17 protein-coding genes are annotated in these 16,020 nt (G+C 68.7%); 4 read left to right on the forward strand and 13 right to left on the reverse strand.

Translation table 11 applies throughout. The features are described 5' to 3' along the window. Positions 1-164 precede the first annotated feature (164 nt). The 3 genes from PI990_RS30250 to PI990_RS30260 all read left to right on the forward strand — a co-directional run bounded on the left by PI990_RS30250 (position 165) and on the right by PI990_RS30260 (position 2,995). Positions 165-1,199: a LacI family DNA-binding transcriptional regulator gene (locus tag PI990_RS30250; RefSeq protein ID WP_271659366.1), complete on the forward strand. Its 1,035-nt coding sequence runs from the start codon at positions 165-167 to the stop codon at positions 1,197-1,199. 41 nt (positions 1,200-1,240) lie between these two features. Further along, positions 1,241-2,431, forward strand: a complete 1,191-nt coding sequence (locus tag PI990_RS30255) for an MFS transporter (protein WP_021221762.1) — start codon at positions 1,241-1,243, stop codon at positions 2,429-2,431. Between the two features lie 198 nt (positions 2,432-2,629). After that, positions 2,630-2,995, forward strand: coding sequence for a nuclear transport factor 2 family protein (locus tag PI990_RS30260; RefSeq protein WP_021221763.1), 366 nt, complete (start codon positions 2,630-2,632; stop codon positions 2,993-2,995). Between the two features lie 30 nt (positions 2,996-3,025). On the opposite strand, the gene PI990_RS30265 is transcribed toward PI990_RS30260, so the two are convergent. Beyond that, the gene (locus PI990_RS30265) at positions 3,026-3,940 is read right to left on the reverse strand and encodes a sigma-54-dependent transcriptional regulator (protein WP_271659367.1); all 915 of its coding nucleotides are present in this window, start codon (positions 3,938-3,940) and stop codon (positions 3,026-3,028) included. A 166-nt stretch (positions 3,941-4,106) separates the two neighbouring features. Beyond that, positions 4,107-4,688, reverse strand: a complete 582-nt coding sequence (locus PI990_RS30270) for an RBBP9/YdeN family alpha/beta hydrolase (RefSeq protein ID WP_271659368.1) — start codon at positions 4,686-4,688, stop codon at positions 4,107-4,109. Positions 4,689-4,872: 184 nt separating this feature from the next. Here PI990_RS30270 and PI990_RS30275 point away from each other — a divergent pair, with 184 nt between their 5' ends. Next, the gene (locus tag PI990_RS30275; RefSeq protein ID WP_021221766.1) at positions 4,873-5,790 is read left to right on the forward strand and encodes a LysR family transcriptional regulator; all 918 of its coding nucleotides are present in this window, start codon (positions 4,873-4,875) and stop codon (positions 5,788-5,790) included. A 54-nt stretch (positions 5,791-5,844) separates the two neighbouring features. Here PI990_RS30275 and PI990_RS30280 read toward each other — a convergent pair whose 3' ends face one another. The 11 genes from PI990_RS30280 to PI990_RS30330 form a co-directional block, all read right to left on the reverse strand. Further along, the gene (locus PI990_RS30280; RefSeq protein WP_271659369.1) at positions 5,845-7,248 is read right to left on the reverse strand and encodes a sodium:proton antiporter; all 1,404 of its coding nucleotides are present in this window, start codon (positions 7,246-7,248) and stop codon (positions 5,845-5,847) included. A 125-nt stretch (positions 7,249-7,373) separates the two neighbouring features. Then, positions 7,374-8,138 (reverse strand): malonate transporter subunit MadM, encoded by a 765-nt coding sequence (madM, locus tag PI990_RS30285; protein WP_021217719.1) that lies wholly within the window; start codon positions 8,136-8,138, stop codon positions 7,374-7,376. 5 nt (positions 8,139-8,143) lie between these two features. Further along, on the reverse strand, positions 8,144-8,545 hold the full coding sequence (gene madL, locus PI990_RS30290; protein WP_043246646.1) for a malonate transporter subunit MadL: 402 nt from the start codon (positions 8,543-8,545) through the stop codon (positions 8,144-8,146). A gap of 60 nt (positions 8,546-8,605) precedes the next feature. After that, on the reverse strand, positions 8,606-9,526 hold the full coding sequence (mdcH, locus tag PI990_RS30295) for a malonate decarboxylase subunit epsilon (protein WP_271659370.1): 921 nt from the start codon (positions 9,524-9,526) through the stop codon (positions 8,606-8,608). Further along, positions 9,523-10,137: a malonate decarboxylase holo-ACP synthase gene (locus tag PI990_RS30300; RefSeq protein ID WP_184489811.1), complete on the reverse strand. Its 615-nt coding sequence runs from the start codon at positions 10,135-10,137 to the stop codon at positions 9,523-9,525. Before PI990_RS30300 ends, mdcH begins: the two co-directional genes overlap by 4 nt. Positions 10,138-10,159: 22 nt before the next feature. Beyond that, entirely contained in the window at positions 10,160-10,945 is a 786-nt protein-coding gene (gene mdcE / locus PI990_RS30305; protein WP_184489812.1) for a biotin-independent malonate decarboxylase subunit gamma, read from the reverse strand. After that, positions 10,942-11,796 (reverse strand): biotin-independent malonate decarboxylase subunit beta, encoded by an 855-nt coding sequence (locus PI990_RS30310; RefSeq protein WP_271659371.1) that lies wholly within the window; start codon positions 11,794-11,796, stop codon positions 10,942-10,944. Before PI990_RS30310 ends, mdcE begins: the two co-directional genes overlap by 4 nt. Beyond that, a complete protein-coding gene (locus PI990_RS30315; protein WP_271659372.1) occupies positions 11,789-12,088 on the reverse strand; it encodes a malonate decarboxylase subunit delta in 300 nt (99 codons plus the stop codon). The genes PI990_RS30310 and PI990_RS30315 overlap by 8 nt, the downstream gene beginning before the upstream one ends. A gap of 2 nt (positions 12,089-12,090) precedes the next feature. Continuing rightward, positions 12,091-12,939, reverse strand: a complete 849-nt coding sequence (locus PI990_RS30320) for a triphosphoribosyl-dephospho-CoA synthase (protein ID WP_271659373.1) — start codon at positions 12,937-12,939, stop codon at positions 12,091-12,093. Next, positions 12,939-14,603, reverse strand: a complete 1,665-nt coding sequence (gene mdcA / locus PI990_RS30325; RefSeq protein ID WP_184489815.1) for a malonate decarboxylase subunit alpha — start codon at positions 14,601-14,603, stop codon at positions 12,939-12,941. Before mdcA ends, PI990_RS30320 begins: the two co-directional genes overlap by 1 nt. Positions 14,604-14,744: 141 nt before the next feature. Continuing rightward, entirely contained in the window at positions 14,745-15,689 is a 945-nt protein-coding gene (locus PI990_RS30330; protein ID WP_271657778.1) for a transposase, read from the reverse strand. Between the last annotated feature and the right edge of the window lie 331 nt (positions 15,690-16,020).

Raw genomic sequence — 16,020 nt, forward strand, 5'->3', positions numbered from 1 at the left:
GGCTCCTTGTGGGCTGTCGCGGTCTGGTCTCGCTCGTGCGAGTGGCAGCAAAAAGGCAGACAGCCGGTATTTGTTAGCGCTAACATCGCCAGTATCAGAGCGACGCCAATAGATCGTCAAATAATTAAAAATTACTTTTATATGCCTTTCAGGATGAACAATTCATGAGCAGCCCCCGCAAGCGCCGAGGCGCAGGACGCGTCACCCTCAGCGCCGTGGCCGAGCGCGTCGGCGTTTCCGCCATCACCGTGTCGCGCTACTTCAACCAGCCGGAGCAGGTCTCCGAGGAGCTGCGCGGGCGCATCGAAGCGGCGGTGGCCGAGCTGGGCTACGTGCCCAATCGGGTGGCCGGCGGGCTCGCCTCGGCGCGCGGGCGCATCGTCGGCATGGTCATCCCCAACATCTCTGGGCCGATCTTCGCCAACACCATCCAGGGCTTCAGCGACACCCTGGCGCGCCACGGCTACCAACTGCTGCTGGCCTCCAGCTACTTCTCCGAGGAACAGGAAGAGAGCGCCGTGCGCGCCTTCCTCGGCTGGTCGCCGGCGGCCCTGGTGGTGACCAGCCACTTCCACAGCCCCGGCACCGAGAAGATGCTCGCCGAGGCGGACATCCCGGTCGTCGAGGTCTGGGACTACCAGCCCGAGCGCGCGCCGATGCAGGTGGGCTTCCTCCACCGCGACGTGGGCGTCGCCGCCGCCTGCTACCTGCTGGACAAGGGCCACCGGCGCATCGCCTTCGTGCAGAACAGCGCCGCTGGCGACTTCAGCGCCCTGGACCGCCGCGACGGTTATGCCGACACCCTGCGCGAGGCCGGCCTCGAGCCCTGGGTCTTCGTGCCCAGCGGCGGCCTGGCGCCCTTCGAGGCCGGCAAGCAGGCCATGGAGGCGCTGATGAAGCGCTCGCCGCGGCCGGACGCGATCATCTTCGCCAACGACAACCTCGCCGCCGGTGGCCTGCTCGCCGCGCAACGGGCGGGCCTGGACCTGCCGGGGGACTGCGCGGTGATGGGCTTCGGCGACTACCCCTTCGCCGAGATGCTGCTGCCCAGCCTGACCACCATCCGCCCGCCGGCCCTGGAGATCGGCGAGCGCGCCGCCACCCGCGTGCTGCAGGCCCTCGGCGTGCTGCCGCTGGAGGGCGAGGTGGAACGCCTGAACCTGCTCGACTGTCAGGTCATTGCAAGGGAAAGCGCGTAGAATCCGCGCCCCTCGCAAAACGCCCCACCACCGGAAACACCATGAATCCAGGCACCCTCCTCTCCCTGCCGCTGCTGGCACTGGCCCTTGGCGGCTTCGTCGTCGGCAGCAGCGAATTCATCATCATGGGCCTGCTGCCCGAAGTGGCCCAGGACCTCTCCGTAAGCCTCTCCGACGCCGGCCTGCTGGTCAGCGCCTATGCCATGGGCGTGGTCATCGGCGCCCCCCTGCTCGGCCCGCTGCTGGGCCGCCTGCCACGTCGCCAGGCCCTGCTCTGGCTGATGGGCGCCTACGCCCTGGGCAACCTCGGCTGCGCCCTGGCACCGAACTACGAATGGCTGATGGCCGCGCGCATGTTCACCGCCTTCAGTCACGCCGGCTTCTTCGGCTGCGCCACCCTGCTGGCCGCCGAACTGGCACCGCCCCACCGCCGCGCCTCGGCCATGGCCCTGGTGCTCAGCGGACTGACCATCGCCAACGTCCTCGGCGTCCCGGCCGGTGCCTGGCTCGGCCAGGCCACCAGCTGGCGGGTGACCTTCATGGTGGTGGCGGCCCTGGGCTTCCTCACCCTGCTGGCGCAGTTCCTCTGGCTGCCGGCCACCGCCAAGCCACAACCCAGCGCCGCCGGTGCCTGGGACGGCATCTTCCGCCGGCCGGTGCTGCATGCGCTGGGGGTGTGCAGCCTGTCGTCGGTGGCGCTGTTCGGCGTGTTCACCTACATCAGCCCGCTGCTGCGTGATGTTTCCGGCTTCAGCCCCGAGCATGCCAACTTCGCCCTGCTGCTGTTCGGCATCGGCCTGACCCTCGGCAACCTGCTGGGCGGCCGCCTGGCGGACAAGGGCTTCCGCTTCGCCCTGCCCGGCGCCTTCGCGGTGAGCACCCTGTGCCTGCTGGGCCTGTTCGTCTTCGCCCAGGTGCCGGTGCTGGCCCTGGCCTGCCTGTTCCTCTGGGGCGTGGCCAGCTTCGCCATCTCCTCGCCGCTGCAGTTGCTGCTGGTGGAGCAGGCCGGCGAATCCGCCAGCCTCGCCGCCACCCTCAGCCACGCGGCCTTCAACCTCGGCAACGCCAGCGGCGCCTTCGTCGGCGGCCTGTGGCTGAGCACCGGGATGGGCCTGGCCAACCTGCCGCTGATGGGCGTGGGCGTGCTGGTTGCCACCCTGCTGGTATGCCTGCCCCTGCCGCGCCTGCGCGCCACCCGCGAGCGCCTCCAGGCGGCCGGGCAGATCCATTGACCCAGGCCCCGTGAGATGAAGCGCCCGTAGGGTGGGTCGCGCGTCTCCGATCCACCGTCCAGCCCCGAGCCGCGCCGCGCATCGGGGCGATGGGCGTTATGGCGGTTGGGAGGGTCCGCGGTACGGAACATCGGGAGCTGCGGTATCGGTCCGGGCGGGCTAGGCTCTGGCCTTTTCCCACGCGACAGGAGCACGGACATGGAAGCGGAACGCCAGGCCATCGAGGCTGTGGTACGGGATTACGTGGAAGGCATGGTGCGGGCGGACGCGACGCTGTTGCGCAGCGCCTTCCACCCCGACAGCCGCATCGTCGGGCACTTCGGCCCGGACCTGCAGTGGCTCTCGCCCGAAGCCTTCATCGCCGGCCTGCAGGCCAGGGGCCCGGTGGTGGCCGAGGGCGAAGCGCCGGTGTGGCGTCTGGAGTCCCTGGACCTCACCGGCGACACCGCCCTGGCCAAGGTCACCGACGTCTACGCCGGCCTGGACTTCACCGATTACCTCTCGCTGCTGAAGATCGACGGCCGCTGGCGCATCGTGCACAAGCTGTTCCACCTGCACGGCTAGGGCCTGCCTCCGGGGTGTCGATCCACCGCTTTACCCCGCCAGCACCTCGGCGAACAGCTGCCGCAGGTTATCCACATCGTTGGCGGCCAGTTGGCGCAGCTGCAGCGCGAGCTGTGCATAACTCGGCGCGGGCGGCAGGTTGAGGTGCTGCGGTAGCACCTCGTCGCCGTCGCTCACCAGCAGCGCGAAGTGCACGCTGTTCTCCAGCTCGCGGGTGTTGCCCGGCCAGGGGTAGCTCTCCAGCGCGGCCTGGGCGGCGGTGCTGATCAAGGGCAGCGGCAGGTCCAGGCGCTGGGCGTAGATGCCGAGGAAGTATTCGGCCAGGGGCAGGATGTCGTCCGGGCGCTCGCGCAGCGGCGGCAGCTCGACGCGGCCTTCATCCAGGTACTGGTACAGGCGCTCGTTGAACTTGCCGGCGGCCACCGCCTTGGCTAGGTCGATGCTGGTGGCGGCCACCAGGCGGGCGTCCACCGGGGTCGGCTGGGCAGCGCCGACGCGGATCACCTCGCGGCTTTCCAGGGCCGCCAGCAGCTTGGCCTGCAGGGGCAGCGGCAGGTCGCCGATCTCGTCGAGGTAGAGGGTGCCGCCGTTGGCCGAGCCGAACCAGCCGGCGCGGCTGCTGGCCGAGCCCGCATGGGCACCCGGGGCGTGGCCGAAGAGTTCGGCCTCGGCGTAGACCTTGCTGATGGCGCTGCAGCTCACCGCCACGAACAGCCCCGGGCGTTCGCTGCCCTTGTGGATCTGCCGCGCCAGCAACTCCTTGCCGGTGCCGGTCTCGCCCTGGATCAGCACCGGCACGGCGGCCGGTGCCAGTTGCTCCACCTCCTCGCGCAGGCGCCGCGAGCGGGCGTCGACGAACACCAGCGCGCGGGCGCGGATGCTCAGGGGGCTGCGGTCGGCATCGGCGAAGCTCAGCAGGGGCTGGCCGGTATGTTCCTGGGTCATGAACGAAATCTCCCGCCGGACCCTGGCTGCGAAGCAGCGGGCCCTGGCGTCACATTGAAAAATGAACCTGTTCGGGATCGAGCGAGCTGGAGAAGAACAAGGCGAAAACAGCCGGGGGCGCGAAGTTCACGAGCTGCAAATGGGCAAGCCGATCCTGGGCAGGTGCTCAGGCGCGCTTGCGGGTCAGTTGCTCGATGCGACCCTGCAGCCGGTAGAGGTAGGCGAACCCCTGTTCCCAGAGATGGTGGCCGGACTTCACATTGATATGCCCGGCACCGGCGAGGATGGCCGGCTCGGCGCCCCACTGGCGCGCCAACTCCAGCGCACGCGGGGTGCTGGCGGCATGGTCGTTGTCCGAGCCCACCAGCAGCGTGGGGAACGGCAGCGCGGTCCGGGGAATCGGGGCGAAGCCCTGCAGCGGTTCGGGGCAGCCGGGGCGCTCGACATCAGCCGGCGCAACCAGCAGTGCGCCGCGTACCCGGCGCAGCACGTCCGGGTCGGCCTGCCGGGCCCAGTGGGCGACGGTGACGCAGCCCAGGCTGTGGGCGATGAGGATCACCGGCGTGCGCTCGGCATCGATGGCGCGCTCCAGCGCCGCGACCCAGGCGTCCCGCTCGGGGAGGTCCCAATCGGCCTGCTCGACGCGGCTGGCGTTGGGCAGGGTGCGTTGCCAATGGCTCTGCCAATGCTCGTCTGGCGAGCCCTGCCATCCCGGCAGAATCAGGTAACGAATGGCCTGGCTGCGCATGGCGAGCCCTCCTTGCAATGTTTCGACGAGGAGGAGTCTAGGGGCTGCCCATATATCTGTTAAGGAATAAGAATTTATTTAATTATGCATTATTAGCTTATTCACTAAAGGTCCCATCGGGTTCGCGGGCGCGAACTTGTAGGATGAGGGCTTCGCTCAATCACCCGGACCGGGACGCGGTGCCATGCAGATCGACGACGAACTCACCCTGAAGAAGCTGCAGACCTTTCTCGCCTTCATGCGTAGCGGCAACCTCTCCCGCGCAGCGGCCGAGCTGAACACCAGCAACGTCAGCGTGCACCGCGCCATCCACTCCCTGGAGAGCGCCCTGCGCTGCCCGCTGTTCAAGCACGAGGGGCGCAACCTGACACCGCTGGAGAGTGCCTTCGTGCTGGAGGAGCGTGCGCAGAAGCTGGTGCAGGACGTGCTCGAGACGGTGCGCCTGACCCGTGAAGCGGCAGGCTTCTCGGCCGAGCGCTTCAAGCTCGGCTCGCTCTATTCGCTGACGGTGAAGACGGTGCCGCAGCTGATCATGGGGCTGAAGCTGCGGCGCAGCGAGCTGAACATCGACCTGATCCTCGGCTCCAACGTCGATCTTTTCTACAAGCTGAAGAACATGGAGCTGGACGCCATCCTGGTTTCCCTCGACGAGGGCGTGAGCGATGGCGATTGCGAGCAGCTGCCGCTGTTCTCCGACGACATCTTCCTCGCCGTGCCCACCGACTCGCCCTTCGCCGGCCAGCCCGAGGTGGACCTGGCGGACCTGGCCGACTCCACCTTCATCACCCTGACCCAGGGCTTCGCCACCCACCGCGACGGCGGCCGGGTGTTCCAGCAGGCGGGCTTCGAGCCGAAGGTGGCGATGCAGGTGAACGACATCTTCACCCTGCTCAGCATGGTCAGCTCCGGGGTCGGCTACGCCCTGCTGCCCGGGCGCATCGCCGCGGTGTACGAGAACCGCGTGAAGCTGATCCCGCTGCAGGCGCGCTACCGCCTGCAGCAGCACATAGGCGTGGTCTTCCTCAAGGCCAAGGAGCGCGACCCGAACCTGCTGGCGCTGCTGGCCGAATGCCGGATGTACAGCCTGGCGCGCGGGGGTTGAAGGCGGCGCCAGAGACGTAGCCCGGGCTTCAGCCCGGGAACGCCGAGCGCCCCCTTAGAGCATCACCCACTGCAGCACCGCCAGCAGCGGTAGAAGCACGGCGCAGGACCAGAGCAGGTAGCCGAAGAAGCTCGGCATCTTCACGCCGCGCTGCTCGGCGATGGCCTTGACCATGAAGTTCGGCGCGTTGCCGACGTAGGTCATGGCGCCCATGAACACCGAGCTCATGGAGATCGCCAGCAGGGTCTGTGGCAACTGCTCCATCATCACCTGAGCGTCGCCGGAGGCGAGGTTGAAGAACACCAGGTAGGTGGGTGCGTTGTCGAGGAAGCTGGACAGCACCCCGGTCATCCAGAAATACATGGTGTCCAGCGGTTGGCCATCGGCACCGGTAACGGCGGCGACCACCGCTGCCAGGTGCCCGTCGCGGCCGGCGCGAAGGATGGCGATCAGCGGGGTGAGGGTGATGAAGATGCCGGCGAACAGCTTGGCCACCTCGACTATCGGCCCCCAGTTGAATTCGTTGCCCTTGCGTGCCCAGTGCGGGGTCAGCCACAGCGACAGCCCCGCCAGGGCCAGCAGCAGGCCGTCGCGTACCAGGTTCTGCAGTTCCACGCGGGTGCCCAGCAGGTCGAAACCGATGCCCGGCTTCCACACCCCCGAGAGCAGCACCGCACCGACCACGCCGGCCAGCAGCAGGAAGTTGAACTGCCCATGCACATAAAGCGGCGCATCGGGGGTGGGGTCGGCGGGAGCCAGTTCGTCTTCGCGGCTGAAGAGGTAGCGATCGATCACGTAGAAGATCGCCAGCAACGGCAGCGCCATGGCCAGCACCGGTACGGCCATGTGCTTCAGGGTCCAGAAGAAGTCCACGCCCTTGAGGAAGCCGAGGAACAGCGGCGGGTCGCCCAGGGGTGTTAGACCGCCCCCGACGTTGGCCACCAGGAAGATGAAGAACACCACCACATGGGCGTTGTGCCGGCGGTTGTCGTTGGCGCGCAGCAGCGGGCGGATCAGCAGCATGGCCGCACCCGTAGTGCCCATCACCGAGGCCAGCAGCGTGCCCAGGGCCAGCAGCCGGGTGTTGAGCCCGGCCGAGCCGTGCAGGTTGCCCTGCACCAGGATGCCGCCGGAGATGGTGAACAGCGCCAGCAGCAGCACGATGAAGGGCAGGTACTCGCCGAACAGCACGTGCACGCCCATGGCCAGCGTCGCGTGGGCGCCGAAGCTGGCGACGAAGGGCACCAGGAACAGCAGCGTCCAGCCGGCAGTGATCTTGCCGAAATGGTGGTGCCAGAAGTCACTGGCGATGATCGGCAGCAGCGCGATGCTCAGCAGGATGCCGGCGAACGGCAGCGCCCAGAGCAGGCTCAGGCTGGCGCCGTCGACCTCGGCGGCCTGGGCGATGGCGGGTAGAAGCAGCAGGGGAATGAGCAGGCAGGCACGCAATGAAGGCATCGGAGGCAACCAGGCTGGGCGAGAGGAAAACGGCGCGGTGCTCCAGCGGGCCGCCGCACCCCGAAAGACGCGGGATGCTAAACCAAAGCGGCGCCCGACCCCAGCGCCGCTTGTAGGACAAGGCTTCAGCCCATCAGCCCACGCATGGCGAAGAACAGCACCGACGGGCCCATCAAACAGCCCAGCGCGGTGTAGAAGGCGGCGGTCAGGCAGCCATAGGGCACCAGCTTCGGGTCGGTGGCCGCCAGGCCGCCGGCCACGCCGCTGGAGGTGCCCATCAGGCCGCCAAAGATCACTGCGGTGCGCGGGTTGTTGAGGCCGATCAGCGGCGCTACGAAGGGCGTCGCCACCATCACCAGGATGGCCTTCACCAGGCCGGCGGCGATGGACAGCGCCATCACCTCGGAGCTGGCACCGATGGCCGCACCGGTGACCGGCCCGACTATGTAGGTGACCGCCCCGGCGCCGATGGTGGTGAGGCTGACCACGTCCGTGTAGCCGAAGGCCAGGGCCACGCCGACACCGGCGACGAAGGAAGTGCCGATGCCGACGAACAGCGAGATCACCCCGGAAACACCAGCGCGCTTGAGCTCCTCGATGTTCACCCCGAAGGCCGTGGCGACGATGGCGAAGTCGCGCAGCATGGCGCCCCCCAGCAGGCCGATGCCCGACAGCAGGGAGATGTCCACCAGGCCCTTCTGCCCACCGGTGACCACGCCACCCACATAGGACAGCACCAGGCCGAGGAAGATGGCGATGGCCGAGCCGTGCAGGCGCCCACGGGTGAGCTTGTCGGAGAGCCAGTAGGACAGCCACATGGTCACGCCGATCACCGCGAAGCCGCTGATCAGCCCGTAGCCGTTGATCACTTTCAACATGGATTCGTACATGGCGGTCACCGTTGCGCTTGGGTCAGGGGCTCAGCGGGGGCCGCCGAGGGCTTCTTTTGTCCGAGCCTGTCCAGCACCGGAACCATGGCGAAACCCAGCACCACCGCAGCGACGCCGGCGAGGATCGCCATCGGCCCGCCGGAGAGCGCGCCGAGCACGTTCTGCTGGGCGGCCATGGCGACCACGATGGGGATGTAGACCGCGCTCCAGAACTCCACGCCCTGTTCGGACTTGGCGCTCATCAGGCCGCGTTTGTTGAGGTAGCTGCCGATGAAGATCAGCAGCAGCATGGCGATGCCCACGCCGCCGACGTTGGCGGGGACACCGAGCAGTTTGCCCAGCAGCTCTCCGATGAGGAGGCCTGCCAGGGTGCACAGGGCGAGAAAGGCGACACCGTAGATGATCATTGTTGTTGTCCTCGGTTCTGTCGAAGTTGTTGTTCTTGTGCTTCGAAACGCGCGGGGGGGTCAGGGCGTTCGACCTACCTCCCGACGCAGCAGGGCGTCCAGCGTATCGCGGCGGGTGCCCTGGAAAGCGATCACCGTACCTTGGTCGAATACGCGCCGCACCAGGCCGCTGAGCACGGCACCGGGGGGCAGTTCGATGTGCAGGCGCACGCCGCGTTCGTAGGCGTTGCGCAGGGTGCCGTGCCAGTCGACGACGCGGCACATGTTGAAGGCGAGGTCGTCACGCAGGCGCTCGGGGTCGTGGATCGGCCGCGCCGTGGTGCCGCTGATGTAGCCGAGCTGCGGGCGATGCACCTGTACTTCGGCAAAGGCCGCAGCCAGCTCGCGGGCCGGTGCTTCCAGCAGCGCGCAATGGGACGGCACGCTGACCGCCAGGCGCTTCGCCAGGCCGGCGCCCAGGCCGCGGGCGCGCGCGGCGACGGCGGCCATGGCGGCGTCGCTGCCGGCGATCACCTGCTGGTTGTCGGCGTTGATATTGGCCAGGAACACCGGGCCTTCGGCCTCCGCGATCAGGCGTTCGAGGGTGCCCAGGTCGAGCCCGCCGATGGCGGTCATGCCGAAGCCCTGTGGATAAGCCTGCTGCATCAGCTCGCCGCGCAGGGCCACCAGGCGCAGGGCATCGGCGAATTCCAGGGCACCGGCGACCACCGCCGCCCCGTAGGCGCCGATGGACAGGCCGGCCACGTAATCCGGCGCCGGGCTTTCCTTCAGCAGCAGGCGGGCGCAGGCAACGCCGGTGATCAGCAGGCACAGCTGCACGGCGCGGGTGCCTTGCAGCGCCTCGGCCGAGTCCAGCGCCAGCACGTCTTCGCCCAGCGCTGCGCTGGCCTCGTCCAGGCAGGCACGTGCTTCGAGTGGCAGCTGGTGGAGCATGCCCACCTGCTGCGCGCCCTGGCCGGGGAAGGCGAAGAGGCTGCTCACGCCACGTGCTCCAGGGCCTGCCAGGGGTTATCCACAAGGCGCGCGCCCTCTGCGCACTTGAGCAGTACGCGGCGGGAATCGCCGGCCCATTCGCGCAGGGCGATGGCGCCGAACGGGGTTTCCAGTTGCAGGTCGATGCGGCAGCGGGCGCGTTCGAGCAGCGCCAGCAGCTCACGGGCACGCTGGCGTTCGAAGGGTTCGGGAGTGCGCAGCAGCAGGTCGAGGTCGCTTTCGCCATGCAGCACCGGCACGCCGGTGGCCAGCTCGAACCCGACGCCGCCGGTGGGGCCCCAGGCGAGGCCGGTGGCCTCCAGCACGGGGGCAACCTCCACCAGCGCGCGCAGCGCCGGCCAATGCCCGGCTGTACGCGGGCGCAGCTGTTCCGGGCTGATGCAGCGCTGGACGGCGGCAAGGGGCATCAGCGTGGCGAAGCGCTGTTCGCGGCTGGCGCCACGCACACCCACGGCGACCCGACCCGGCTCGCACAGGGCGCGGCGCACCACCACCGGCTGGCCGGCGGCGAGCACCTGCCGCGCCCAGGCCGGGGCCTCGGCGGGCAGCTGCTCCGGGGCGAGGCCCCAGAGAAGATCGTGAGGATGATTGGCCTTCATGGTCCGCTCCTGTGCGAGGGCCTTACCACTGCGCCCGCAGCATCGCCCGCACCTTCGCCGAGGCCGCGCGGTTCTCGGCGCCGAGGCGCCCGCGCAGGTCGGTGGTGGTGCCGATATCCGCCACCGCCCGCACCAGGCAATCGCGCACCCGGGCGACATCGGCGGCAGCGGGCTGCTCGACGTTATCCACAGCCAGGCGCTCCCAGAGCAGGCCGAGGGAGGCGTAGTTGTCGAGGTCGTAGGCCATGGGCGGGATGGTCGCGGCGAGGGCTTCGAGGTCGTCGACGCTGCGCAGGGTGATGCGCGCGGCGGCGGCCTTGCCCATGGCGTGGACCATCACCCCGGCGTCGTCCAGGGCGATCAGGCGCTGGGCCTGGTAGCCGTGGGCGAGGAAGGCGCCGGACATGGCCTTGCCCACCAACAGGCCGATCACCGGGTGCCCGGCGAGACGGGCGCGGGCATAGGCGTCCACTGCGCCGGCCAGGGCCTGGTGGATGCCCAGGGCCTCCTCGCGGCGGCCGTAGGCCTGGCTGGGTACGTCCACCACCGCCACCAGCACGCGCTTGGTGCCGCGCCCAGCGTCGGCTTCGATGGCGTCATCCACGGCCTTGGCCAGGCCCCAGCCTTCCAGCAGCCCCACCTCGCCGTTGCGGGCGCGGGGGAAGGGGTTGGCGGCATCCGCCACCACGGCGATGAAGCGCGCCGCGCGGCTGCCCACCTCGCCATCGATGACCTTCACCGAAGCCGGATAGCCGGCTTGTTCGCTGTCGCCTGCCAGGGCGTGCAGCCACTGCATTCCACGGCTCATTGCGGTTCTCCCGTGTAGAGGGCGCGCACGGCGGCGGCGTCCAGTTGTGCACAGTCATCGCCCAGGCGCGCCAGGCGTTCGAGGAACCAGGCATGCCGGCGGCTGCGGGGCAACGGCGGCTCGTCGCTGGTCAGCAGGCCGCCGAGGGCCTCGCGGATGGCGTCGATATCGTCGGCGACATAGCCATCCACCAGCTCGCTGGCCATGCGCTGCTCGCCACCGGTGAGGCTCCAGATGAAGGGCCGGTCGCGGGAGTCGTATTCCTCGATGCCGGCTTCCTGCTCGATCACCTGCGGGCCGTTGAGGCCCAGGCGCGCTTCGCGGGTCACCAGCAGGTGGCTGCACAGCCCGGCGGCGATGGACATGCCACCGAAGCAGCCCACCGGCCCGGCCACCAGGCCGACCACCGGCTGGTACTGGCGCAGCTCGACGATGGCGGCCTGGATCTCGGCGATGGCCGCCAGGCCCAGGTTGGCCTCCTGCAGGCGCACGCCGCCGGTTTCCAGCAGCAGCACGGCGCAGGTGGGAATGCCCTTGCGGTTGTCCTCGGCAGCCAGCTCCAGCAGGCCGGCGATCTTGGCGCCGCCCACCTCGCCCATGCTGCCGCCCTGGAAGGCGCCCTCGATGGCGGCGATCACCGCCGGCAGGCCATTGATGCTGCCCTTGGCCACCACCACGCCGTCGTCGGCCTGGGGCACGATGCCCTGGCGCGGCAGCCAGGGGGAGACCAGCCGTTCGAAGGGCCCCACCAGCTCGCGGAACGAGCCCGGGTCGAGCAATTCGCGGGCGCGCTGGCGGGCGCCCAGTTCGACGAAGCTGCGGGTGGCCAGCAGGCGTGCGTTGTCAGTCATGGGTCACCTCCTCCAGGGCCTGCTCCAGGCGCAGGCGCACCACGCCGGGGGTAGCGCCGAAATCGTGGATGTCGATGCACAGGGCCGGCAGCGACTGGCCGGCGAACATGCGCTCGAACAGGTGCCGCCAGCGGGCTTCGCTGCCGTTCACCGAGGTCACCACCTGGATCGACAACTTGCCGGCGAGGCCGGGCTCCAGCAGCACTTCCAGGTCGCCGGAGCCGACGCAGCCCACCAGCGCGCGGCCCCGGGCGGGTTGCCCGGCGGGGAATTCGAAAGACAGGGTTTCCATGGTCAGCTCCCGACTCGGTCGATGAACAAACAGGCGGCGAGCAGATCGGCCGCGCCGCCAGGCGAGGCATTGAGCCCCAGCAAACGGGTTTCCAGTTCGCGCAGCCGGCGACGCCCGTCGAGGCTGGCGCAGCCCCCGGCGTCGAGCACCGCGCGGGCGCCCCGCTGCATGGCGGCGAGCCCTTCCGGGCCGGCGCGCCAGAGCACGCAGGTGTCGGCCAGCTCGGCCATGATCGCCAGCAGCGCATCGAGCCGGGCGTTCTGCTCGCCGCTGCCGTGGGCGCGGCTGCGCTGCAGCTGCGGCAGGCCGTGCTGGCGCACGGCGGGGAAGCCCAGCTGGGCCTCCTCCCGCGCGCCCCGGGCGCCGTAGCGCTGGGCGACACGACTGCCGTGGCTGTCTTGCTGCGGCGCGGCGCGGTCGTCGATCAGGGCGATGCGCGCGGCACGGGTGGTGATGCCTGCGGCTTCGGCCTTGGCCGGTTCCAGTGCGACGGCGGCCACCAGCAGGCCGAGGGCCCAGATGGCACCGCGATGGGTGTTGACCCCGCCGGTGACGGCGAGCATGGCGGCCTCGCCTTCGCGGCCGATGCGGCCCAGTGCCTCGCGCAGCGGCTGGCCAACGTCGCCGAACGCCACCGCCGCCTCGGCCATGGCCTTGAAGGCCGGCCACAGCGACAGCGCCGAGGCGTGCATCAGGCCCAGGTGCAGGTCGCTGTGGGCGCCGCTGCCACGCCGGTCCACCAGCGCAGGCTTGGGCGAGAGGTCGGCTTCGTCGATCAGCGCATCGACGGCCTGGTCCGCCAGCCACTCGGCCAGGGGCAGCCCGGTACTTTTCGCGATCAGTGCGCTCATCACCAGCTCCTGAACTTGGCCGGGGGGGTGTAGAGGCCGCCGGACCAGTCCACCAGCTCGGCGATGCTCTTGGCGGCGAGCAGTTCGCGGGTCGCATCGGTGCGGCGGATACCAAGGTCCTCGGGCAGGGCGATCAGCCCTTCGCGGCGCATGCGCTCGGTGTCCTTGGGGTCGTGGCGCAGGCCGATGGCGGTGACCCCGGCGACGGCGGCGATCATGGCGCGACGCTCTTCCACCGTGCGCGCCTTGTACAGGTAGGCGATGCCTTCCTCGGTGAGCAGGTGGGTGACGTCGTCGCCGTAGATCATGATCGGCGCCAGGGGCATGCCGCTCTTCTTCGCCACATCGACGGCGTCCAGGGTCTCGACGAAGGTGGGTTTGCCGCCCTCCTGGAAGGTCTCGACCATCTGCACCACCAGCTTCTTGCCCCGCGCCAGCAGGGCCTCGGGTTCGGGGCGCATGTCCAGCCAGGCCGGGGTGGAATGGCGGCGGCCACGCGGGTCGTGGCCCATGTTCGGCGCGCCGCCGAAGCCCGCCAGGCGGCCCCGGGTGACGGTGGAGGAATGGCCGTCGCCATCCACCTGCAGGGTGGCACCGATGAACAGGTCCACCGCGTACTGCCCGGCCAGCTGGCACATCATGCGGTTGGAGCGCATGGAGCCGTCGCGGCCGGTGAAGAACACGTCCGGGCGCTGGGCGATGTAGCCCTCCATGCCCAGCTCGGTGCCGAAGCAGTGCACGCTTTCCACCCAGCCGGTCTCGATGGCGGGGATCAGCGTCGGGTGCGGGTTGAGCGTCCAGTTGCGGCAGATCTTGCCCTTCAGCCCCAGGGATTCGCCGTAGGTGGGCAGGATCAGCTCGATGGCGGCGGTGTTGAAGCCGATGCCGTGGTTGAGCGACTGGACCTTGTGTTTCTCGTAGATGCCGCGGATCGCCATCATCGCCATCAGCACGTGCACCGGCTTGATGTGGCGCGGGTCGCGGGTGAACAGCGGCTCGATGTAGAAGGGCTTGTCGGCCACCACCACGAAATCGACCCAGGAGGCGGGGATGTCCACGCGCGGCAGGTCGCCGACGTCGTCCACCAGCTCATTGACCTGGACGATGACGATGCCGTCGGAGAAGGCCGTGGGCTCCACCAGGGCGGGGGTGTCCTCGGTGCTGGGGCCGGTGTAGATGTTGCCGTGGCGGTCGGCCATGAAGCCGGCCACCAGCGCGACGTTGGGGATCAGGTCCACCAGCAGGCGCGAGTACAGCTCGATGTAGGTGTGGATGGCACCGACTTCCAGCAGGCCGTCTTCCAGCAGCTGGCTGATGCGCAGGCTCTGCGGGCCGGCGAAGGAGAAGTCGAGCTTGCGGGCGATGCCGCGTTCGAACAGGTCCAGGTGCTCGGCGCGGCTGACGCTGGGCATGATCATGTGCAGGTCGTGCAGGCGCCCGGGGTCGGCCTTGGCCAGGGAGCGGGAGAGGAAGTCCGCCTGCTTCTGGTTGTTGCCTTCGAGCACCACCCGGTCACCGGGGGCGATCAGCGCCTCCAGGGCGGCGACGATGCGCTCGCTGGGCAGCACCACGCCGTCGGCGAGGGATCGCACCTGGTCGAGGCGACGCTGCTTTTCCGCACGCCGACGCGACCATTGCGGCGGTGGGGAGATTGTCGTTGTCATTGGATGCTCCACGGGTTCCGCTGTCGTGGAGCGAACCTTAGGAGCGCGACCGGTGGGTCATCAATCAAGCCCGGGGACGGATCGTTACGGCGAAGTTAACGATCCGCTGCGGCACGCCTTGTTGTTGTGGGAGATTCTATGTCAACCAGCCGTAGCGTCCCGGTGTCGGTACGGCTGTTGGCTGGTCATCAGGGCAAAGGCGATTCTGGCCAGTTTCCGGGCGAGGATCGTTAGGGCCTCGGTCTTCTTCAAACCCCGCTGTAAATAAGCTTGATAGCGTTCCTTCCAGGCGGCTGTGCGACTGGCGGCCATGGCGGCGTTATGCAGTAGCCGTCGTATCTCCGGATCCCCCTGCTTGGTCAGCTTGCGCCGGCCGATGTAGCGCCCCGATTCCCTGACCCGGACATCCAGCCCGAGAAAGGCGATGAACGCATCGCTACTGCGGAAGGTGCCCCGCAGGAAGGCCAGGTTCAGCGCGGCAGCGGTGATCGGGCCAACCCCTTCGATCTCCTGGCAACGTTGTGCCTGCGCGCTCAAACCGGCCTCTTTCAGCGTGGATTGCAGCGCTGCGTTAAGCGTCCGCTCCAGGTCTTTCATCTGCTGCAGGACGGGCTTCAATGCCTCCGCCAATTGGCGATCCTGGGCGAAGCTCAGGCGCAGAGCCGTCGTTACTCGCACCAGGGTGGCGCGACGGTGCAACAGGGCCTGCAGCTTGCGGTACAGGCGGCTCGGCGGCGCCCAGGGGTGCAACTGCTTCTGTTCATGAGCCAGGTAGCGGGCCAGCAGACGGGCATCGCTCAGGTCGTTCTTGACCCGGCCACCGATGCCTTTGCGGTAGTTGCTCAGGCGGTAACCATCGATCACGTAGACCCTGTGGCCACGTTTGTGCGCCAGCGTGGCGACGGCAACGTGGTAGGTGTTGGTGGCTTCGATGGCCAGGCTGCAACCTGCAGGCAGGCTCTTGAGCCAGGTGGCGATAGCGTGCGGTTCATTGATGAGCTCTCTGGCTTGCTCCAGATCTGCTCGATACAGACTCAGACTGTCTTTGGCGACATCGATACCGATTACGGTGCTCTGCATTGTCATGACGAACTCCCAGGGCCAAGATGGAATGACCTGTCGGGGGCTCACGATGGCGCAGGCTTGCAGATATGGTCGGTCTCGGGGGCGGACCTGAGCCGATGGATTCCTTATCGGCGCTTGCAGTGAGGTGAGGGGCGGGAGAAATCTCCCACGGTCTGGCTTGCAGAAGCGATTTCGCTCCCTCCGCCCCCCGACAGGTTCCACCCTAGGACATACAAGCGGATTCATCCGCGATGGAGCGCAACGCGCTCCCGCCTTTTCACAGCACCTTGCATGCGGCGAGGTCGATCGGTACTCCGCTGGTGGACGTGAAGAGCGACGTCCACCCGCAGGC

The sequence above is a fragment of the Pseudomonas sp. TUM22785 genome, from assembly GCF_028198105.1.
GTDB lineage: Bacteria > Pseudomonadota > Gammaproteobacteria > Pseudomonadales > Pseudomonadaceae > Metapseudomonas > Metapseudomonas solani.